This is a genomic window from Mycobacterium sp. NGS57, assembly GCF_059812405.1.
Genome location: NZ_JCALCP010000006.1, coordinates 206,710 through 225,634, shown reverse-complemented (window position 1 = coordinate 225,634; position 18,925 = coordinate 206,710). Strand labels below are relative to the sequence as shown.

Annotated in this window: 19 protein-coding genes; 10 read left to right on the top strand and 9 right to left on the bottom strand. The window is 69.8% G+C overall.

From position 1 onward, the window contains the following. Positions 1-9: 9 nt before the first annotated feature. The 5 genes from AC5Y43_RS13655 to AC5Y43_RS13635 are packed head-to-tail and all read right to left on the bottom strand — an operon-like array spanning position 10 to position 5,759. The gene (locus tag AC5Y43_RS13655) at positions 10-1,506 is read right to left on the bottom strand and encodes a class I adenylate-forming enzyme family protein (RefSeq protein ID WP_499973180.1); all 1,497 of its coding nucleotides are present in this window, start codon (positions 1,504-1,506) and stop codon (positions 10-12) included. After that, complete coding sequence (locus tag AC5Y43_RS13650) at positions 1,503-2,438, bottom strand: acyl-CoA dehydrogenase family protein (RefSeq protein WP_499973178.1); 936 nt, start codon at positions 2,436-2,438, stop codon at positions 1,503-1,505. The genes AC5Y43_RS13655 and AC5Y43_RS13650 overlap by 4 nt, the downstream gene beginning before the upstream one ends. Continuing rightward, positions 2,435-3,592, bottom strand: coding sequence for an acyl-CoA dehydrogenase family protein (locus tag AC5Y43_RS13645; RefSeq protein ID WP_499973177.1), 1,158 nt, complete (start codon positions 3,590-3,592; stop codon positions 2,435-2,437). Before AC5Y43_RS13645 ends, AC5Y43_RS13650 begins: the two co-directional genes overlap by 4 nt. Next, positions 3,589-4,695 (bottom strand): acyl-CoA dehydrogenase family protein, encoded by a 1,107-nt coding sequence (locus AC5Y43_RS13640; protein WP_499973175.1) that lies wholly within the window; start codon positions 4,693-4,695, stop codon positions 3,589-3,591. The genes AC5Y43_RS13645 and AC5Y43_RS13640 overlap by 4 nt, the downstream gene beginning before the upstream one ends. Further along, the gene (locus AC5Y43_RS13635) at positions 4,692-5,759 is read right to left on the bottom strand and encodes an acyl-CoA dehydrogenase family protein (RefSeq protein WP_499973174.1); all 1,068 of its coding nucleotides are present in this window, start codon (positions 5,757-5,759) and stop codon (positions 4,692-4,694) included. Before AC5Y43_RS13635 ends, AC5Y43_RS13640 begins: the two co-directional genes overlap by 4 nt. A 69-nt stretch (positions 5,760-5,828) precedes the next feature. On the opposite strand from AC5Y43_RS13635, the gene AC5Y43_RS13630 reads away from it, so the two are divergent. Continuing rightward, positions 5,829-6,695 (top strand): LLM class flavin-dependent oxidoreductase, encoded by an 867-nt coding sequence (locus AC5Y43_RS13630; RefSeq protein WP_499973172.1) that lies wholly within the window; start codon positions 5,829-5,831, stop codon positions 6,693-6,695. Here the strand turns inward: AC5Y43_RS13630 and AC5Y43_RS13625 are convergent. Further along, complete coding sequence (locus AC5Y43_RS13625; RefSeq protein WP_499973170.1) at positions 6,658-7,377, bottom strand: SDR family oxidoreductase; 720 nt, start codon at positions 7,375-7,377, stop codon at positions 6,658-6,660. The two genes, AC5Y43_RS13630 and AC5Y43_RS13625, sit on opposite strands and share 38 nt — an antisense overlap. Positions 7,378-7,383: 6 nt before the next feature. Next, positions 7,384-8,205, bottom strand: coding sequence for a FadR/GntR family transcriptional regulator (locus AC5Y43_RS13620; protein ID WP_499973167.1), 822 nt, complete (start codon positions 8,203-8,205; stop codon positions 7,384-7,386). A gap of 59 nt (positions 8,206-8,264) precedes the next feature. On the opposite strand from AC5Y43_RS13620, the gene AC5Y43_RS13615 reads away from it, so the two are divergent. The 3 genes from AC5Y43_RS13615 (at position 8,265) to AC5Y43_RS13605 (ending at position 11,393) form a co-directional block, all read left to right on the top strand. Then, positions 8,265-10,646, top strand: coding sequence for a CaiB/BaiF CoA transferase family protein (locus AC5Y43_RS13615; protein WP_499973165.1), 2,382 nt, complete (start codon positions 8,265-8,267; stop codon positions 10,644-10,646). Positions 10,647-10,734: 88 nt separating this feature from the next. Continuing rightward, positions 10,735-11,100: a hypothetical protein gene (locus AC5Y43_RS13610; RefSeq protein WP_499973163.1), complete on the top strand. Its 366-nt coding sequence runs from the start codon at positions 10,735-10,737 to the stop codon at positions 11,098-11,100. A 101-nt stretch (positions 11,101-11,201) separates the two neighbouring features. Further along, on the top strand, positions 11,202-11,393 hold the full coding sequence (locus tag AC5Y43_RS13605; protein WP_499973162.1) for a ferredoxin: 192 nt from the start codon (positions 11,202-11,204) through the stop codon (positions 11,391-11,393). Positions 11,394-11,444: 51 nt separating this feature from the next. Here AC5Y43_RS13605 and AC5Y43_RS13600 read toward each other — a convergent pair whose 3' ends face one another. Next, positions 11,445-12,689 (bottom strand): cytochrome P450, encoded by a 1,245-nt coding sequence (locus tag AC5Y43_RS13600; RefSeq protein WP_499973160.1) that lies wholly within the window; start codon positions 12,687-12,689, stop codon positions 11,445-11,447. A 97-nt stretch (positions 12,690-12,786) separates the two neighbouring features. Between AC5Y43_RS13600 and AC5Y43_RS13595 the strand changes: the two genes are divergently transcribed. The 6 genes from AC5Y43_RS13595 to AC5Y43_RS13570 are packed head-to-tail and all read left to right on the top strand — an operon-like array spanning position 12,787 to position 17,385. After that, complete coding sequence (locus tag AC5Y43_RS13595) at positions 12,787-13,902, top strand: aromatic ring-hydroxylating oxygenase subunit alpha (protein ID WP_499973158.1); 1,116 nt, start codon at positions 12,787-12,789, stop codon at positions 13,900-13,902. Between the two features lie 10 nt (positions 13,903-13,912). Beyond that, positions 13,913-15,478, top strand: a complete 1,566-nt coding sequence (locus AC5Y43_RS13590) for an AMP-binding protein (protein WP_499973156.1) — start codon at positions 13,913-13,915, stop codon at positions 15,476-15,478. Between the two features lie 27 nt (positions 15,479-15,505). After that, a complete protein-coding gene (locus tag AC5Y43_RS13585) occupies positions 15,506-15,931 on the top strand; it encodes a nuclear transport factor 2 family protein (protein WP_499973154.1) in 426 nt (141 codons plus the stop codon). Positions 15,932-15,972: 41 nt separating this feature from the next. Continuing rightward, complete coding sequence (locus AC5Y43_RS13580) at positions 15,973-16,446, top strand: FAS1-like dehydratase domain-containing protein (protein ID WP_499973430.1); 474 nt, start codon at positions 15,973-15,975, stop codon at positions 16,444-16,446. After that, positions 16,443-16,880 carry a MaoC family dehydratase gene (locus tag AC5Y43_RS13575; protein ID WP_499973153.1) on the top strand — a complete coding sequence of 146 codons (438 nt, stop codon included), beginning with the start codon at positions 16,443-16,445 and terminating at the stop codon, positions 16,878-16,880. The genes AC5Y43_RS13580 and AC5Y43_RS13575 overlap by 4 nt, the downstream gene beginning before the upstream one ends. Continuing rightward, positions 16,873-17,385 (top strand): maleylpyruvate isomerase family mycothiol-dependent enzyme, encoded by a 513-nt coding sequence (locus tag AC5Y43_RS13570; RefSeq protein WP_499973151.1) that lies wholly within the window; start codon positions 16,873-16,875, stop codon positions 17,383-17,385. The genes AC5Y43_RS13575 and AC5Y43_RS13570 overlap by 8 nt, the downstream gene beginning before the upstream one ends. A gap of 44 nt (positions 17,386-17,429) precedes the next feature. Here AC5Y43_RS13570 and AC5Y43_RS13565 read toward each other — a convergent pair whose 3' ends face one another. Beyond that, the gene (locus AC5Y43_RS13565; RefSeq protein ID WP_499973150.1) at positions 17,430-18,896 is read right to left on the bottom strand and encodes an aldehyde dehydrogenase; all 1,467 of its coding nucleotides are present in this window, start codon (positions 18,894-18,896) and stop codon (positions 17,430-17,432) included. Between the last annotated feature and the right edge of the window lie 29 nt (positions 18,897-18,925).

Here is an 18,925-nt window from a genome sequence, read left to right as displayed (position 1 = left end):
GCGCCTCGGCTAGCCGCCGCGGGCCGCGATCATCGCCGAGCGGTTGACCTTGGTGGCCGCGGTGCGGGGGATCGCGTCGACGAACTCGACGGTCTTGGGCGCCTTGTAGTGGGCGAGCCGCCCCTTGGCGTACTCGATCACCTGCTCCTCGGACAGGGCCGCGCCGTCGGCGACCTGCACGACGGCGTGCACCCGGCGGCCCCACTGGGCGTCGGCGAGCCCGATGACCACGACGTCGGCGATGCCGGGATGGCCGGCGAGCGCCGACTCCACCTCCGCGGGAAAGACGTTGGCGCCGCCGCTGACAATCATGTCGACGCGGCGGTCGACGATGTAGAGGTAGCCGTCCTCGTCCACGTACCCGATGTCGCCGGCGCAGCGGAAGCCGTCGTCGGTCGACGGCAGGGGCGCCGCGCCGCCGACATAGCGGGATCCGGCGCTCATCGGCGAGCGCAGGTAGATGTCGCCGTGTTCGCCGGGGCCCAGCACCCGCTTGTCGGCGTCCAGGATCCGGATCTCGGTCTCGCGGAAGCCGCGGCCGACGCTGCCGGGGTGGGCGAGCCATTCGTCGCCGCGCAACGCGGTAAGTCCCAGGTTCTCGGTCATGCCGTAGGCCGTGACGATCCGCTCGGGGCTCAGCAGCTCGAACCACGTGTGCATCAGCGACGGGGGCATGACGGCGGCGCCCTGCAGGATGAACACGACGCTGGACAGGTCGCGCCGGCGGGCGTCGGGCCGCGCCGCGATCCGCGCCAGCATCGTGGGTGTAGCCGTGAAGTTGGTGATCCGGAAGCGTTCGATCACATCCAAAACCAGCGCCGCGTCGAACTTTTCGAGCACCACCAGGTGGTCACCGGCCAGCAGCATGAGCAGGGTGGCGAAACCGTTGGTGTGATACATCGGCGCGGGGACCATGATCGTCTGCGGCTGGGCCACCGGCGTCCAGTTGGACAGGAACGGCTCCCCATGCTGGGGTGTCCACAGCGACGGCGCCAGGCTGAGGATCACCTTCGGCACGCCGGTCGACCCGCTGCTGCAGATCCCGTTCGAATGCGGGGAAACGATTGCGGGCAAAGGGCTTTCGGGCTCACCGGCCGCGCGCGCCTCCAGCACCCAGCGGGTTTGTTCGTCGACGACGACGGCGGGGTCGATCACCTCGCGCACCCGGTCGCGCTCCCATTCGGGCAGGTCCCAGTGCATGGGGACGGGAACCGCGCCGATCTTCCAGCACCCCAGCGCGGCAAGCAGCAGGTGCTGCGAGTTCGGGATCGCCAGTGCGACAAGGGAGCCCACCTCGGCACCACCGGCCGCCAGCGCCCGCCCCCACTGGTTGGCGCGGGCGTCGAGCTCACCGAAGGTCAGCGAGCGCGCGCTGCCGTCGAGCGCGACGTTCGTCACGGCGGTGTCGGCGCCGCGCTGCTCGGCGAGCTGCTGGAGTTTGATCCCGAACGGAATCCCGTCCGCGAGCGGATCGGCCGTCCCCGATTCGAGGGGCTGGGTGCTCATGCCGATACCGGCGCGCTGAACAGCGTCTCGAGGTGACCGTCGCGGACGGCGGGAATCAGGCGCAGCGCGAGCGCGTCGGCGCCCAGCGGCAACCGGATCAGCGGCTGGGTGTGCCGGTCGAGCACGCTGACGTCGGACTCGTCGCAGAAGCCCAGTGCGCCGAGCAGCTGGTGGGAGGTGCGCAGCACCTGCCGCGCGGTGTCGGCGGCCTTGTACCGCAGGGCGAGTGCGTCGGCCGAATGCACCTGCGCCGGAAGCGATTCCGGCCGGCACACGGTGTACTTCGCGAGTTCGTGCAGGCCGCGCACCGCCACGGCGGCGTCGGCGACCGCGAACCGGACGGCCTGAAAGTCGGCCAGCGGCTTGCCGAATTGAATCCGGGCGCGCACGTGTTCGGTGACGATGTGCAGCGACTGCTGCAGGGCTCCCAGAATCCGCCATGATCCCAGCACGAGGTGAAGGCTAACGTCGCGGGCCGGGACGGTTCCGTCGGGCGCGCTCAGCGTGGCGGGCACCAGAAACGGCCCCAGTTTGGCGGTGGTTCGCTGCGCCGGCCGCGGGCGGTACCGGGACCCGTCCAAGTCGGCGGCGAGCCAGTCCCCGGGCAGGTCGCCGTGGTCGATGCGGGGGGCCTCCGGGTTGACCAAAGCCAGCCGGGCGCCGTCGATCGCCAGCAGTTCCTCGACGACGGGATAGGGCAGCGCGGCGGCGCCGGCGGCCTGGCAGAGCACCGCGGCGGCCAGCAGATCGTCTGACGACGACCGGACGTCGAGCTCGAACGCCCCGACCTCGGTCAGGGCCGCGCGTGCCGCGTCCCGGACGCCGTCGTCGGCCTCGGCGCGCAGCGCCGCCGACGGCCCGCCCAGCCGGGCGAGCCGCTTGGCGACCACGGCGGCGAAATCGCTGATGTCTTGCGGCAGATCGGTTTTCACCGGCTTCCTCCCAGAACGTCGCGTGCCACCAGCATCTTCTGCACCTCGATGGTGCCCGACGCCACGGTGGCCGCCTGCGCGTAGCGCCAATGGTCTTCGATCGCCCCGTGCAGGGGCGCCGACGCGCCGCTGTCCAGCGCAGTGGGGCCCAGCACGTCGAACAGCAGCTCGGCGACCTGCTGATCCAGGGTCGTCGTGACGATCCGCGCCGCGCTGGCGGCCGCCCCGGCCGACGGATCGTCCTGCAGCGACACCGCGCGGTAGGCCAGCAGCCGGGCCACCCGCAGGTCCACCAGCGCCTTGGCCCAGCGGGACCGTAGCGACTCGGGGAGCTGATCCCAGTCGTCGCCGAGCTGGGTGCGCAGCCGCTCCAGCAACGACTCGCACCGCGCATAGCGGGCGATGCCGACCCGCTCGAACGCCAGCGCCTCGCGCATCACCCGCCAGCCGTCGCCGACCTCGCCGAGCACGTCGCCGGGGAAGGCCGGCACGTCGTCGAGGAACATCTCGTTGAGGTGGTGCGGCCCCAGCATCGACGGGATGGGCCGCACGGTGAAGCCGGGCCGGTCCATCGGGATCAGGAAAAGCGTGAGCCGCTGGGGTTTTGGGGCCTCGGGGTCGGTGCATGCCGCCAGCACGCACCAGGACGCCATCAGCGCGTAGGACGTCCACACCTTCTGGCCGGTGATGCGCCAGCCGTCACCGTCGGGGACCGCGCGGGTGCGCAGCGAGGCGAGGTCGCTGCCGGCCTCCGGCTCGGAAAAGCCCTGGCACCAGATCACGTCGCCGGACGCGATGGCCGACAAATGCTTGGCCTTCTGTTCGTCGGTGCCGTAGCGCATGAGCGCCGGGCCGACCCAGTTGATCCCCATGTACTGCGGGCCGCGGGGTTCGTGCGGGGCCCACATCTCCTCGCGCAGCACCGTCTGCTGCCAAACCGAACCGCCGCCGCCGCCATGCTCTTTCGGCCACGCCAGCGCCAGCAGCCCCTCGGCGGCCAGCAGCTTGCAGAACGTCTCGGTGGTGGCGAGGTCGCGCGGGCTTTCGGTGCAGGCGCCTAGAAAGTCGGGGGGAATGTGCTGGGAAACCAGCTCGCGCAGGTGCTTTCGCAGTTCGCCGGCATCGTCGCCGAGGTCGTAATCCATGCTCGTCATCCCTTCGGCAGCCCGAGCAGCCGCTCGGCGACGATGTTGCGCTGCACTTCCGACGTCCCGCCGTAGATGGTCGCGGCCAGCGCGTCCTGGCGTTCGAACAACAGGTCCGGGTCGGTGACCCAGTCCTGGCCCCGGGCGACGGATGCGAGCTCCCAAACCCGTTGCAACGTCACCGATCCCAGCAGTTTGAGGGTGTCGGCCTCCGGGCTGGGCCGCCCGGCCAGTTCGTTGCCCAGCGCGCGGTAACCGGTGGCGCGTAGCGCCTCGGCGTCGGCGAGCAGGGAGCCCAGCTCGGCGCAGACGTCGTCGGTCGGGCGCGCCTCGCGGACGGCGTCGAGCCCGCGCTTGATCTCGACCCAGTTCATGATCCAGATCATCTGGCGTTCGTGCTGCAGCGATGCCAGCGCCACGTTCCAACCGCCGTTGAGCGGCCCCAGCAGGTTTTCCGCCGGCACCTCGACGTCGTCGAGGAAGACCTCGCAGAACGTCTCGTCGGAAATCGACGCCATGCGAACGGGTTCGACCCTGACCCCGGGGGACTGCAGGTCGAGGATGAAACACGAGATGCCGCGATGCTTGGGCGCTTCGGGGTCGGTGCGCGCGTACAGGGTGCACCAGCGCGACTCGTGGGCCTGGGTGGTCCAGATCTTGTGGCCGTTGACCCGGAAGACTTCGCCTTCGGGGCCATCAGCTTCGGCGCGGGTGCGCAGCCCGGCGAAGTCGGATCCCGCCTCCGGCTCGGACATGCCCAGCGCCCACCACTCGTCGCCGCGCAGCAGGGGGACCAGCAGGCGGTCGATCTGGGCGGGCGTGCCGAACTGGCGGATGCCGGGCGCGGCGACGTTCGGGCCGGCGATGTTGGGCAGCTTGGGTGCCGAGCGCAGGGCCGCCTCGAGGCGCACCTCCATCGCGTCGCGCAGGCCCAGTGACCGGCCGCCGTGCTCGCGGGGCCAGGTCGGCTGGAGCCAGCCGGCCTCGAAGGCGGCCCGCTGGTGGTCCCGCCGCAGCGCCAGGTCCCAGCGGTACTCGCGATATTTCGCGTAGTAGTCCTTGGGCAGGAATTCGGTCAACCAGGCGCCATACTCCTGGGTTAACGCCGTCATCCCGCGCCTCCCGCGAATCGGCGGCCCACCTCGTGATAGAGCGCGCGGCTGTCGCCCAGCAGCGTCGCGCCCTGCCAGGCGTGCCGGACGTAGAGGTGCACGTCGTGCTCCCAGGTCTGCCCGAGGGCACCGTGCACCTGCACCGCGGTGCGCGCGCAATTGGCCGCGGCCTCGCCGGCGGCTGCCTTTGCCATCGCCGCGGCGGTCCAGGCGGCCCGCCCGTCCGCGCCGTTCGGCTGGCTTAGGCGGGCCGCCGCCGCGTAGGTGAGGCTGCGGGCCCGTTCGAGGCCGACGTGGTTGTCGGCCAGCGCGTGTTTGATGCCCTGGAAGGCGCCGATCGGGCTGCCGAACTGCCGGCGTGCCTTCGCGTGCTCGACGGAGAGGCGCAGGGCCGCGCTCGCCACCCCGACCAGGTCGGCCGCGACGGCCACCAGGGGTGCCGTCAGCGCCGCTTCGAGCTGGACGGGCGCGGTGGCGAGCGGCTCGGCGTCGATCTCGACGTCGGCGACCGGCTGCGCGGGGTCGGTGGACTCGCGCGGCACCGCGGTCACCCCGTCACCGCAGCGCGCGACCGCCAGCACGACCCCGTCGACCGATCGCGCCAGCGTGACGATCAGCTCGGCGCGCGTCAGGCCGGGGACCGCGACCGCCCGGCCGCGCAGGCGGCCGTGGCGCAACGTCATCGGCGCGACGGGCAGCCGGGAACCTTTGGAGTGCACCGCCAGGGTGGCGACGGCGCCGCCGGCGATGTCGGCGAGCACCGAATGGAGCCCGGCGGCCCGCAGGGCACCGGCGGCCAGCCCCACGCTGCTGAGCAACGGGATCGGGGCGATCGCCGCGCCGCATTCCTCCAGGACCACCGCCAGCTCGACGGGTCCGTAGTCACCGGTGTCGGGTGCGGCGAGTTCCGTCCAGCCCAGGTCCACTACCGTCTTCCACAACGCGCGCCAGCGTTCGGGATCGGTCAGCGCTTGGCGGGCGGCGTCCGGGGGAGACTCGGTGCGCAGGATGCCGCGCACGGTGTCGCGCAGCGACAGCTGCTCCGCGCTCAGTCCGACATCCATAAGACCCCTAACATAATAAAGATAGTAAACTAGCGGTCTTGTCGCAATCGGACGAGCATAGGTGGACGCATGGTCGAGTGGTATCTGTTCCTGCCGCAGTTGCGGTTGTCGGCGGCCGACATCGCGGAGCGGGCCCGCCACGCCGAGGCCAGCGGCTTCGACGGGATGGCATTCATCGATCACCTCGAAGCTCCCGGGCTGCCCAACGAAAACATCTGGGAGGCAATGGGTATCGCGACCTGGGTGGCCGCCAAGACCGAGCGGCTGCGGATCGGCCACCTGGTCCTGTGCGACGCCTTCCGGCATCCCGCCGTGCTGGCCAAGCAGGCCGTCACCCTCTCGGACGCGTCGGGCGGCCGGTTCGATCTCGGACTCGGTGCGGGCTCCTGGCCGGCCGAATTCACCAGATTCGATGTGGGCCAGCAGGATCCGAAGGCGAGGGTCGCCCAGCTCGGGCGCCACCTCGAGCTGATCCGGCAGTACTGGGGCGACGGGGCGCCGGAGGCCGCGCAGGCCCCGCGCAGGACCCACCCGATACCGCTTCTCCTGGGTGGGACCGGGCCAAGGATGATGGAACTTGTTAGCAAATACGCGGATTGGTGGAACGTGCCCGCCAACCAGCTCGAGAAGCTGCCCAAGCTGGCCCCCGCGGCGGGGGCGGCCCGGGTGTCGGTCCAGCAGATGGTGGGCTTCGTGCGGGCCGGCGCCGATCCGGACACCGTGCGCGAGGTGAGTGCCCGGCGATTCGGCAACCTGGGGTCGGGGCTGGTCTGCGGCGACGCGCACGAGTTGATCGGGCACTTCTCCGGCCTGGCCGCCCAGGGGGTCGAGCGGTTCTATGTGTGGTTCGCCGACTTCGCCGCCCCCGACTCCCTGAACGAGTTCGGCGAATCGGTGATCAAGGCATTCGCTGGCGCCGACGGCGCGCTTCGGTAGGCACCACGGGCGGGCGGGCGTAGGGCCCCCGTTCCACGGCGGAAAGCCGGATCTCGGGCAGGTCGACCGACGGGTCGACGGTGTCCAGCCACGCCACCGCGGCCGCGACGTCGGATACCTGGATCGCGTACATCTCGAACGGAACGTCCTGCAGCATCTCGGTTTCCACCGGGCCGGGCGTCACGATGTGCACGGCGATGCCGTCGCGGTCGACCTCGAGCGCCAGGGCACGGGCGAACGCGTTCATCCCGGCCTTCGACGCGGAGTAGGCGGTGCGGGCCATCATCGGCTCGTGCGCGGCCGACGACGAGACGAACACGAACCGCGAGCCCGCGCGCATCCGGGGCAGGGCGGCCGCGGTCACCACGAAGCACGAGTCCAGGTTGGCCGAGATGATGGTCCGCCACTGCTCGAACGTTTGCTTGCGCGCGTAGGTCCCGCCCAGCGTGCCGGCGGCGTGCACGACGAGGTCGATTCGCTCCAAAGTGCTTATCGCAGCGGCGAACCCGTCCGGGTCGGACGCGTCGGCGACCAGGTGGCGCGCGCCGATCTCCTCGGCGGCGGCGCGGAGCGGGGCCGCACGGCGCGCAGCGAGCACCACGTCGTAGCCGAGCTCGCTCAGCTTGCCGCCGCATCCCTTTCCGATGCCGCCGCTGCCGCCGGTGACCAGTGCCGTGCGCATCGGGTGTCAGGGACGCCGCAGATCCCGCGGGCGGGCCAGGGCCTGCGGCGACAGCGCGTAGATGCGTTGCTCGGGACGCCCCGACAGCACATAGGTCTGGGTGTCGGCCAGGTGGCGGCCCGCGATGCGCCGGGCCCGGTCGACGTCGCCCTCGGCGATGGTCTCGGCGAGCTTGGTGTGCGTGCTGAGCACCGCGCGGCGCTGCGCCAACGACGGGTATGTGCCCCGCGCCGAGCTCTCGTCCGCCCACTGTTGCTCGTGGCTGGTCCACAGCGTCTCGAGGCTGCCGACGACCGCGATGATGGTGTGGTTTCCGCAGCCGCGGACCACAAGATCGTGGAATTCGCGGCCGATTTCGGTGAAAAGCCGTCCGTCGTCGAGGTTCTCGGCCATCTCGTCGTTGACCCGCTTGAGCTCCGGCACCAACGTGTCCGCCCGGTCGGGTCGCTGGGCGGCCAGCGCCGCGCAGGCGGGCTCGAGCTCCTGCAACGCCATGCCGAGGTCGGCGACCTGAACGGATTCGCTCTGCAGCACCAGGCCGAGCATGTAGGCCGCGCTCGTCTTCGCCGGCGCGTGCACCACGGCGCCGCCGCGGTTGCCCCGCCGGACCGAGACCAGCCCCTCGGTTTCCAGGATCCGCAGCGCCTCCCGCAGCGAGACCAGGCTGACGTTGAACTGCTCGACGAGCACCTCCTGGCGAGGCAGCAGATCGCCGTCGGCGAGCTCGCCGTCGATGATTTGACGGCGCAATTCGTCGGCTACGATCTCGGCGATCCGCGGCGCCGACAGTCGGCGGCGGGCGCCGGGGCCAATTCCCAGGGCTGTCATCCAATCCTCGCGTGTTCGATAGGCTTAGCTATCTTAGCAGTAATGGTATAAATAGCCGCGTGAGGCGCGAGCCCGGCAGCCGGCCGACACCGCTCGACGAGTTGCGTGTCGTCGAGATCAGCGACCGGATCGCCGGCAGCTACTGCGGGAAGCTGCTGGCCGATGCCGGGGCGCAGGTCCGCAAAATTGAACCCCCGCAAGGGGATTGGCTACGGCGCTACTCGGCCACCTGTTCGCCGGTGCCCGAGGGTCACCCGTCTCCGTTCTTCAGCTTTCTCAACGCCGGCAAGCGCAGCCTGGCCATCGCCGACCCCGACAGGTTGCGCGCCGAACTGGCCGGGGCCGACGTCGTCGTCGTCACCGCGGGCCGCGCACAGGCCGCCGCGCTGGGCATCGACCCGAGCCGGCTGCTGGCCGAGTCCCCGCGGGCGATCATCGTCACGATCTCGGACTTCGGGTGGAGCGGACCGCACGCCGACCGCGCCGCCAGCGAGTTCACGTTGCAGGCGTGGGCCGGCTCGCCGGGCTTTCGCGGGGATCCCGCCGGGCCGCCGATCGCGATCGGCGGTGACCTGGGGGAGTACATGGGCGGGGTGTACGCGGCGTTCGGCGCGCTGGCCGTGCGGCGCCGCGTCGAGCGCGGCGGGCCCGGTGAGCATCTCGACCTGTCCATGCTCGAGGCGATGACCGCGATGCAGAGCAGCGAGTGGCTGCATTCGCAGCTGCTGTGTGTCCCGCCGATTCGCCGCACGCTGGAGGTGCCGTCCATCGAACCGGCCAAGGACGGCTACGTCGGGATCACCATGGTCACCGGGCAGCAATGGCTGGACTTCGTCGCGATGGTCGAGTGCCCGCAGCTCGAGGAGATCGAGCAACTGCGCTTCCAGATCGGCCGGTGGGCCTACCGCGACCTGATCCGCGAGCAGATCGGCCCGTGGCTGGCCGAACGCACCGTGGCCGAGGTCGTCGAACTCGCGCAACTGTTCCGGCTGCCGATCGCGGCGCTGGGCAACGGCTCGACGATACGAGACCTGGACTACGTCAAGCAGCGAAACGTGTTCGTCCGCAACCCCGCCGGATTTGATCAGCCGCGCCCGCCGTGGCTCATGTCGGCGTGCGAGCCCGCGCCGCCGGGTGCGACCCCCGCCCTCGGCGAGGCCAACGACGAACCGCCTTGGCCCACAAACGAATCCGCGCCGGAGCCGGCCACGCCCGCGCCGCCGCTGGCGGGCGTGCGCGTCGTCGACCTGACCGCGTTCTGGGCCGGACCCGCCGCCACCCACCTGCTGGCCGCGTTCGGCGCCGACGTCGTCAAGGTGGAGTCGATCCAGCGGCCCGACGGCATTCGCTACTCGGGCGGCATGCGCACCGACGTCGACGACTGGTGGGAGTACGGCTGGGTGTTCCACGCGATGAACACCAACAAGCGTTCCGTCACTTTGGATTTGGGGTCGGAGGAGGGACGCGGGTTCTTCTTGGAGTTGGTGGCGACTGCCGACGTGGTGATCGAGAACTTCTCGCCCCGGGTGATGGACCACTTCGGGCTCACCGCCGATGTGCTGCTGGACGTCAACCCGAAGCTGGTGGTCGCCCGGATGCCGGCGTTCGGGCTGGACGGGCCGTGGCGGGATCGGGTCGGGTTCGCCCCGACCATGGAGCAGATCGCCGGCCTGGCCTGGGTGACCGGGCTGCCCGAGGCGCCGCCGGTGACCCCGCGCGGGGCCTGCGACCCGCTGGCGGGCGTGCACGCCGCGTTCGCGGTGCTGGCCGCGCTGCGTTTCGCCGAACGCACCGGGTCCGGCCAGCAGGTCGAGCTGCCGATGCTGGAGACGGTGCTCAACGCCACCGCGGTCCAGGCGATCGAATCCGAGGTCTTCGGGGTGACGCTGGGCCGGCGAGGCAACCGCGGACACTGCGCCTCGATTCAGAACATCTACCGGTGTGCCGGCGACGACGACTGGATCGCCGTCGCCGTCCGCGACGACGGTCAGTGGCGCGCGCTGGTCGACGTGCTGGGCCGGCCCGCCTGGTGTGACGAGAGCCTGGCCACCGTCGCCGGCCGGCGCGAACGGGCCGACGACATCGACGCCCGGCTGACCGAATGGTTCGCCGGCGAGGCGCTGGAGTCGGCGGTGGAGCGCCTGGCCGGGGCGGGCGTTCCCGCCGCGCCGGTGGTGTCGCCGTCGTTGGTGACCGAGAATCCCCAACTGCGCGACCGGGGCTTCTTCGAGCCCCTGGATCACCCGAGCACCGGTGCGGGCCTATATCCTTGCCCGCCGTTCGCGAAGCTGGCGGGGCAGGATCGGTGGCTGCTTCGCCCCCCGCCGAGGCTGGGCGAGCACAATGCGGAGGTGCTGCGCGACCGGTGCGGGCTGAGCGACGAAGAGCTGGCGGTCCTGGCGGCCGGCAAAGTGATCGGGACGAGCCCGAGAGGGCTGTGAGGAGCGTGGGACAGCAAAGTCACGCGGCCGTATGAGGATTGTTGCCAGAACACGACGATCGTTGCGACGGGGCTGGTACGGTCGAGCGATGAAGCGCTTGTTCATGGCGGTGGCGGCAGGGACGGTGGTGCCCGCGACATTGCTGGTCTCCCCGGTCGTCGCCACGGCGGATCAGTGCGACGGCCCGGACTGCGTCCCGTACCTGCGCTATAACGTGACCGCTCAGGCGCCGTGCAGCAGCAACGGTCGCTACGTATTCGGCCTCGACGCCGACCGGCAAACCATGATCTGCCTCCGTGGACAGTGGGCGATGGCCGCGCCGCTGCGGGGTGTGCACAGCCCGGGCGAGACGTGCCCCGGCGTCGACGCCACCGCTCAATCGCCCGACGGGTTCGCCTTGATCTGTGGCCGGGACCCCAACACCGGCCAGCCGGTTTGGAAGAGTAACGACTGAATCCACCACAAGGCTGGTGCCGCTGCTCGGTCGCATCGGACGCGGCTTTCGCGCGTCGTCGCCGATAGCATTGAACGAATCGCTACCGTGAGGAGCAGCCAATGCGAGTAACCGTGGACCCGAACCTGTGTGAGGCCAACGGCTTCTGCGAATCGATCGCCCCGGACATCTTCGAACTGGGCGACGCCGACGTGGTGCAGATCAAGGATGGCCCGGTGCCGCCCGACCGGGAGATCGACGTGCGTGCCGCGGTGGACCAGTGTCCCAAGGCGGCGCTGCGGCTGATCGAGTGACCCGCCCGACGACGGCGAGCGCCGGAACGGGGCGAGTGAGAAGTCGGGCAATCAGACCGAGCGCCGCTCGGTGAGCGATATCGCCATCTCGTCGTAGATCGACATGTTGGTGACCAGGTTCGGATGAGCCACGGTGGCCGGGCCGAGGGTGATGTCGTCGCAGCGCAGCAGCAGCTCGTCGAACACGGCGCGCAGTTCCGCGCGCGCCAGCATGGCGCCCAGGCAGTGGTGCGGGCCGCCCCCGCCGAAAGCCACCTGCGGGTTGGGGTGCCGCCCGATGTCGAAGGTGAACGGCGAGGAGAACACCTCCTCGTCCCGGTTGGCCGAGCGCAGCATGGACACCACCCGCTCACCCTTCGCGATGTGCTGGCCATCCATCTCGAGATCGACCTTGGCGGTGCGCGTCCAGTACGCCACCGGTGACGCCCATCGCAACACCTCCTCGATGGCGCTGGGCCGCAACGCTTCCTGCTCGCGGTAGCGCTCGATCTGTTCGGGGTTCGCGACGAACGCCTGCAGCCCGGTTGCCAACGCGTTCTTGGTGGTGTCGCTGCCGGCGAAGGCCAGCACGAAGAAGAAGAACTCGAGTTCGTTGGCGGGCAGGCTGAATTGCTCGCCGTCGTCGCCGGTGATCATCGCGGTCGCCAGCGTGCTCCAGATGTCGTCGGTGGGGTTGGCGCGCTTGTCCGCGGTGAGCTCCATCGCGTACCCGAACACGGTGGCGTACAGATCGGTGTAGTCCTGCCGGGTCGGCCGAGCTCCGGGCGCGTTGGCCTTCAGGATGCCGTCCAGGCAGTCGAAGATTCGCGGCCGGTCGGATTCCGGGATGCCGATGATGTCGCCGATGACCGTCATGGGCAGGGCGTCGGCGACGTCCTCGATCCAGTCGCCGCCGCCCTTTTCGAGCAGGTGGTCGATCATCCGCGCGGCGCGCGCCCGGATGCCGTCCTCGAGCTTGGCGATCGCGCGCGGGTTGAACGCGCCCGAGATGAGCTTGCGACGCTTGTTCAGGCCCGGTGGGTCCATGTTGATGATCGTCGGGTACGACGCGAACATCCCCACCGGCTGGATGAGCGGCCCGTCCACCGCGGTGAAGGAGTCGGTGTCGCGGTGCAACCGGACCGTGTGCCGGTGCTTGGTGGTGACCCAGAACTCGCGCTGGACGGTCTGGGCGACGCCTTCGGTGAGCTCGTGGCGGAAAATCGGCCTGGTGCGCCGCAGCTCGGCGAACAGGTCGTCGGGAAAGCCGTTGCGCCACAAGGCGAAATCGGACAGATCCACCGCCGCAGCCGTCATCTCAGACCCCGTTCCATGGCACCACCGGTGGCGCCGCGTTGACGTTCAATGCTTAAGATAGTAAAAATAGACCTAATCGTCGAACTGGAGTGCACTAGTGACGGAAACAGTTTCGGATTCGGCCGCAGATCCCTCGGAACGTGAGTTCGGCGCGGCCGGCATCGCGCTGTCCACCTACCGGTTTCCGACCGGCTGGTTCATCGTCGCCTTCGCCTCGGACCTGGCCGCCGGGCAGGTCAAACGCGCGCACTACTTCGGTGAGGAGTTGGTGCTGTTCCGCACCGAATCCGGCCGGGTACACGTCATGGACGCCTACTGCCAGCACCTGGGCGCCAACCTGGGCGTCGGCGGCACCGTGGAGGGCGACAACATCGTCTGCCCATGGCACGGCTGGCGCTGGCGCGGCGACGGCACCAACGCGCTGATCCCGTACAGCAAGATCGGCTGCAAGAACAACGTCAGCATCCGCACCTATCCGAGCATGGAGTGGTACGGATTCATCCTGGCCTGGCACGAGCGCCACGGCCGCGCGCCGTACTGGCAGCCGCCGGTTTTGCCCGAGCTGGAGACCGACGAGTACTACCCGCTGCACCCACACACCCAGATGCTCAACCGGGTCAAGGTGCACCCGCAGATGATCATCGAGAACGCCGCCGACCCGTACCACGTCCAATACGTGCACAAGGCCGCGAATCCCGCCACTACCGCGTCGTTCGAGGTGTCGGGCTATCACCTGCACGCCACCGTCAACGCCCATTTCGGTGGCGGCCGCGCCTCGACGTGGCTGACCCCCAACGGTCCGGTCGACGCCAAGATCATCTACGACAACTACTCGCTCGGGCTGGGCGTCGTGCGCTTCCCCAGCGAGCTGGTGGCCACCGTCCAGGTCACCGGGCAGACTCCGGTCGACGAGGACTACACCGACTACTTCTACACGCAGGCCTCCGTCCGTGAGCCCGGCGACAGCGCTGACGTGCCCGCCGGCCGCGCGGCGAAATTCCTTGCGCTGCAACAAGAGGTCATCAAACAGGACTTCTTCACGTGGGAGAACATGAAATACCTCGAGAAGCCGAACCTGGCCCCCGAGGAGGCGCACGACTACGCCGCGCTGCGCCGGTGGGCGCACCGCTTCTACCCGGGCACGCAGCCCTCGCCCGCCGACTTCGGCTACACCGCCGACGGTCAGCCCGACCCGGCGGCTTCCCAGGCCTGATGAAGGCCTAATGCCGGGCCCCGCCGATTTCGGCGTCGACAGTTTCACCGTGCCGGCCGTGCTGGACCGCCGGGCGCAGCAGCACCCCGACCGGGTGATGATGTCCATCGCCGGCGAGGATGTGACCTTCGAGCAGATGCGGCGGAGGTCCCGCGCGGCGGCGAACATGCTGGCGGGCATGGGCATCGGCCGCGGGGATTGCGTGGCGCTGTTCACCGCCACCTGCCCGGAGTGGGTCTACTTCTGGCTGGGCGCGGCGCGCATCGGCGCGGTGAGCGCGGCGGTGAACGCGGCCAACAAGGGCGACTTCCTGCTGCACACGCTGCGGTTGTCGCGGGCCGAGGTGATCGTCACCGACGCCGAGCGGCGCCCCCGCGTCGACGAGATCGCCGACGGGCTCGACCCGGTCACCGACGTTGTGGTGCTGGGTGATTCGCTGACCGGCGCCTTGTGCGCCGCCACCGATGATTCCGTGCCCGACAGCCCCGCCGCGCCGGCGGACGTGGGGGTGCTGTTCTACACGTCGGGCACCACCGGGCCGTCCAAGGCGGTCGCCACGACGTGGCACTATCTGTTCTCGGTGGCCGCGTCCGCGTCGAGGGCGTGGCAATTCGGAGCGGGGGAGGTGCTGTGGACGGCGATGCCGCTGTTTCACCTGAGCGCCGCACCCAGCGTGCTGGCACCGATGCTGGTCGGCGGAACCACCGTGCTGGCGAAGGCGTTTCACCCGGGCGAGGTGTGGGACGACATACGCGCCCGCGGCGCCGTCGGCTTCGCGGGCGCCGGCGCCATGGTGTCGATGCTGCAGAACCTGCCGCCGGATCCCCGTGACGCGCAGCTGCCGCTGCGGTTCATCTCCGCCGCGCCCATCGCCGCGGATGCCTATCGCGACATCGAAAGGCGTTACGGCTGCAAGATTGTCACGATGTACGGGATGACGGAGGCGTTCCCGATCGCCGTCAAGGGCGTCGCCGACGAAGGTGTACCGGGCACCTCTGGCCGGCCGAACCCGGACTTCGACGTGCGCATCGTCGACGGCCAGGGCGATCCGCTGCCTCCCGGCAGCGTCGGGGAGATCGCGTGCCGGCCGCGCCACCCCCGTGTGATGAGCGAAGGCTATGTGGGAGAGGGCTTTCGGGTCGAGCCGCACCCGGAGTGGTTTCGCACCGGGGATCTGGGCCGGCTCGACACCGATCGCAACCTGACCTACGTCGACCGTGTCAAAGACTCGCTGCGCAGGCGAGGCGAAAACGTCTCGTCGGTCGAAGTGGAAACCGTGGTTATGCGCCATCCCGCGGTGGCCGAAGCCGCGGCGGTCGGAGTTCCCAGCGAGTTGGGCGAGGACGACATCCTGTTGGTCGTGGTGGCGCGGCCCGGCGCCACGCTGGATCGCGCGGAGCTGCTCGATTTCTGCGCGGCCCGGATGCCGTACTTCTGCGTGCCACGATTCGTCGAGGCGGTTGACGAACTGCCCAAGAACGGCATTGGGCGGATACGCAAGGACCTGCTGCGCGCGCGCGGATTACAGGCGGGTGTCTGGGACCGTGAGAAAGAGGGGTATACCGTTGCCCGATAACGTTTTCGAGGAAGGCCGGCAAGCACAATGACAATGTCCTATCAGGAACAGCTGCTGCTCCATGCCGTCACCGGACGCGCGGCCATCCTGGACCTGACGGCCCGGCACAACAGGGCCTACTCCGACGGCGATCGCGATCGCTGGATCGGCACCTTCCGCCATTCCGGCGCCAGCTACACGCGCGACGGCGAGCTGTTCAGCGACCTGCGCGCGGCCTTCGACGGCGGTGGCGAGCAGCGGTTGGTGACCGTGGATCACGAGATCCACGTCGACGGCGTCAACGCCGACCAGCATTGTGTGGCGATGCTCTTCACCGCCGTGGATGGCGAGACAACGCTGCGCGCGACCGGGGTGTACCGCGACGCGCTGATCTACGAGCGTGGCGGCTGGTACTTCACTTCCCGTGTGCTCGAATGGGATTCGGTGGCTAGCCGGCGCCCGCTCGTCACGTGAACTACGAGCTGGCCTTCGGCACGTACGCGGATGCGCTGCGCATGGTCGGCGCGAAGAGCGAACCGCGCACCGCCGCGATGCCGGTCAGCGGAGCGCGCATCCAGTTGTTCGCCGCGATGGTCCACGACGGGAATCCTTCGTATTGGGACGCCGGGTTCGCCCGGGCCCAATGGGGAGGCCTGTTGGCCCCGCCGGCGCTGCTGATGGGGTGGTTGATTCCGCCGCCGTGGGACCCGACCGGGGCACGGCCGGCCGCGTCCATGGTGCTTCGAGTGCCATTACCGGGCACCACGTTCATCAACGCGGCCAACGATGTCGAGTTCCTGGAACCGATCGTCGAGGGCGATGTGCTCACCGCCGTCGAGGAGCTGGTGTCGGTGTCGCCGGAGAAGCGCACGCGGCTGGGCGTCGGCCACTTCGTCGAAACGCTGGAAACCTATCGCCGCCAGGACGGCGCCGTGGTCGCCACCTGCCGAAACACGTTGTTCCGCTTCACCCCTGGAGCGCCGTCGTGACGGACCTGGACTGGAGCGAGCTCACCGTGCCCGTCGACCTGCCCGAGGTGGTCGACGAGATCAGCTATCAGCGGGTGGTCGAAAACGCGGGTGCGACCTGGGACTATTTCCCCGGCCACTTCGATCCCGCCTACGCCCAAAGCCAGGGCAACCCGACGATCTACGTCAACACCATGCACCTCGCCGGATTCGCCGACCGGGTCGCCACCGACTGGGCCGGCCCCAGCAGCCGCGTGGTGCGCCGCTCGATGCGGCTGGCCGGCTCGGTGTATGCCGGGGACACGATGGTCGGCCGCGGCCGCGCGGTGGCCAAGCGGCGGGACACCTCGGTGGACCCGCCGCGCTATCTGGTCGATATCGAGATCCGGGTGACCAATCAGCATGGCGCGCTGTGCTGTCCGGTCGAGCTAACGCTGCAGATGCCCGGTGGATGACGCGGCTGAACTGCACCTCGCGGTGTGCCGCCGGTTCGGCGAGGCGGTCGAATCGGCGGACGGAAAATGGGATCGCCCCTCCCCGTGCGACGAGTGGGATGCCCGCGGAGTGCTCGAGCACGTGATCGGCTTCCACGATGTGCTGCTGCTACGACCCCTGGATTTGAAACCCAGTCGGCCACGCTCGGATCCGCAGGTGCGATGGCAGCTGACCTACGACGCGCTGACCGTCGCTGTGGCGAGACAGCCCGATGCGCTGCAGCTGATACCGAAACTGACCCGCGACGTACTCGTCCACACCTGGGACCTCGCCCGCGCGGTCGGGGCGGACGATCGGCTCGAACCCGCGTGGTGCGAGCTGTTCGGCTCACCGGATGATCTCGAAGCCCTGGGATCGTCGGGAATGTTCAAGGCCCCGCTCGCAGTGGCGGACGAAAGCGGCGCGCAGGCAAAGCTTCTCGCGCGGCTCGGTCGCGATCCGTCCTGGCGGCCGGACAGCTCATAGCTCGTCGCACCGGCCACTCTGGCACCACGAGGGTCGGGCCGATTTCACAGCGGCGGCAGCTTGCCCTGGCACACCAGTGTCTGCAGCTCGACGTACTCGTGCAGCCCCTCCGGGCCGAACTCGCGCCCGATGCCCGACTGCTTGAACCCACCGAACGGGGCGCCGATGTCCAGCGTGTACATGTTGATGCCGTAGGTGCCGGTGCGCACCCCGGCCGCGATCTCCAGGCCGTGCGCGATGTCCGACGTCCACACCGAACCGGCCAGCCCGTAGTCGCTTTCGTTGGCGATGCGCAGCGCGTCCTCCTCGTCGCGGTAGCGCAGCACGGTCAGCACGGGGCCGAAGATCTCCTCGCGGGCGATGCGCATGTCGTTGGTGGCGTCGGCGAACAGCGTCGGCCGCACGTACCAGCCGCGATCGGACGGGCTGTCCTCGCCGCCGAGGACGACGCGCGCGCCCTCGCTGCGGCCCGACCGGATGTACTCCTGCACCCGCTGCTGTTGCCGTTGGGCGACAAGGGGTCCCACGTCGGTCGCCTCGTCGGCGGGGTCACCGACGTTCAGGGCCGACATCATCGCGGCCAGCGCGTCGACGACCTCGTCGTGGCGCCGGTCGCTGACCAGGATGCGGGTCTGGGCCACGCAGGCCTGCCCGTTGTTCATCAGACCGGCGGTCTTCAGGCCGGCCACGGTCTTGTCGACGTCGGCGTCGTCGAGGATGATCGCCGCCGACTTGCCGCCCAGCTCCAGGCTGTAGCGCTTCAGCTGCTCCCCGCACAGGGTGGCGATCCGGCGCCCGACGGCGCTGGAGCCGGTGAACGCGACCTTGTCCACACCTTGATGGCGCACCAGCGCCTCGCCGACGTCGGTGCCGCCGGGAAGCACCGACACCACCCCGTCGGGCAGGTCGAGCTGCTCGATCATCTCCGCCAACCACAAGGCGTCCAATGGGGTTTCGGGCGCCGGCTTGACGACGACCGTGCAGCCCGCGATCAGGGCCGGGATGAGCTTGGGCATGATCAGAAACTGCGGCACGTTCCACGGCACGATCGCCGCGACCACTCCGACCGGGGCCCGGCGCAGGTGAACCTCGCCGAGCACACCCTGGCGGCGCTCCACCCACGGGAACCCCCGCGCGTCCGCCAGCGCGAGGTGCATCATCGACGCCGCCCCCGCCGCCTGGCCGAGCTTGCTGAAGCTGCGCGGCGAGCCCATCTCGTCGGTGATCAGGTCGGCCATCTCGTCGATGTGGCCGCCGTAGATCGCGGCGAGCTGCTCGACCTTGGCCATCCGATCGGCATGGGTCATCCGCGGCCACGGGCCGTGGTCGAACGCCGCCCGCGCGGCGGCGACGGCGGCGTCGACGTCCTCGGGCCCGGCGGCCTGGACGTGGCCGATGGGTTCCTCCGAGTGCGGGGAGATGACGGCGAGCTGCTGGGGGTTGGCGGGCTTGCGCCACTGCCCTCCGATGAACAGTTCGTCGTAGAGGCGATGGCCGGAATCTGCTGTCATCGGGGCGCTTCCTCGAAACCGTAATTTTG

Bases quoted from the DNA above. Each gene is read 5' to 3' on its own strand.
- AC5Y43_RS13655 (WP_499973180.1), bottom strand. From the start codon at position 1,506: ATGAGCACCCAGCCCCTCGAATCGGGGACGGCCGATCCGCTCGCGGAC.
- AC5Y43_RS13645 (WP_499973177.1), bottom strand. From the start codon at position 3,592: ATGACGAGCATGGATTACGACCTCGGCGACGATGCCGGCGAACTGCGA.
- AC5Y43_RS13640 (WP_499973175.1), bottom strand. From the start codon at position 4,695: ATGACGGCGTTAACCCAGGAGTATGGCGCCTGGTTGACCGAATTCCTG.
- AC5Y43_RS13635 (WP_499973174.1), bottom strand. From the start codon at position 5,759: ATGGATGTCGGACTGAGCGCGGAGCAGCTGTCGCTGCGCGACACCGTG.
- AC5Y43_RS13630 (WP_499973172.1), top strand. From the start codon at position 5,829: ATGGTCGAGTGGTATCTGTTCCTGCCGCAGTTGCGGTTGTCGGCGGCC.
- AC5Y43_RS13625 (WP_499973170.1), bottom strand. From the start codon at position 7,377: ATGCGCACGGCACTGGTCACCGGCGGCAGCGGCGGCATCGGAAAGGGA.
- AC5Y43_RS13620 (WP_499973167.1), bottom strand. From the start codon at position 8,205: ATGACAGCCCTGGGAATTGGCCCCGGCGCCCGCCGCCGACTGTCGGCG.
- AC5Y43_RS13610 (WP_499973163.1), top strand. From the start codon at position 10,735: ATGAAGCGCTTGTTCATGGCGGTGGCGGCAGGGACGGTGGTGCCCGCG.
- AC5Y43_RS13605 (WP_499973162.1), top strand. From the start codon at position 11,202: ATGCGAGTAACCGTGGACCCGAACCTGTGTGAGGCCAACGGCTTCTGC.
- AC5Y43_RS13600 (WP_499973160.1), bottom strand. From the start codon at position 12,689: ATGACGGCTGCGGCGGTGGATCTGTCCGATTTCGCCTTGTGGCGCAAC.
- AC5Y43_RS13590 (WP_499973156.1), top strand. From the start codon at position 13,913: ATGCCGGGCCCCGCCGATTTCGGCGTCGACAGTTTCACCGTGCCGGCC.
- AC5Y43_RS13585 (WP_499973154.1), top strand. From the start codon at position 15,506: ATGACAATGTCCTATCAGGAACAGCTGCTGCTCCATGCCGTCACCGGA.
- AC5Y43_RS13580 (WP_499973430.1), top strand. From the start codon at position 15,973: ATGGTCGGCGCGAAGAGCGAACCGCGCACCGCCGCGATGCCGGTCAGC.
- AC5Y43_RS13565 (WP_499973150.1), bottom strand. From the start codon at position 18,896: ATGACAGCAGATTCCGGCCATCGCCTCTACGACGAACTGTTCATCGGA.